At 57.6% G+C, this 302-nt stretch carries 1 protein-coding gene; it reads left to right on the forward strand.

The window, feature by feature from the left end; genetic code table 11:
• A partial coding sequence (locus tag H6B10_RS16000) for a hypothetical protein (protein WP_204652421.1) occupies nt 1-191 on the forward strand: 191 nt, incomplete at its 5' end.
• Between the last annotated feature and the right edge of the window lie 111 nt (nt 192-302).

Here is a 302-nt window from a genome sequence, read left to right on the forward strand (position 1 = left end):
ACCCGGTCTGTATCCTGCATTTGCCGGGCGCAGCCAAGGACCGGCAGCTGAAACTGATTTACCGCCGGTATACCCAAAATGGCAGTTTCCCGCCACCGGCCAAAGTTCATCGGCTCTGCTGCCTGCCGGCCGCACATCCGCCGCTTCTGGCAACGCTATGGGTACGGCTGCAGGCCAAACTGCCCGGGTAAGTTACACAAGGAGGGCCTATGTCACCACGAAATCGAAAAGATCTGACCCAGCGGCTGGAAACCGTTATCAAAACACTGATTCCGCAGCGCGGACAAAGTGCCGATGAACTT

Origin of the sequence: Gemmiger formicilis, from assembly GCF_016901605.1 — a bacterium.
GTDB lineage: Bacteria > Bacillota > Clostridia > Oscillospirales > Ruminococcaceae > Gemmiger > Gemmiger formicilis_B.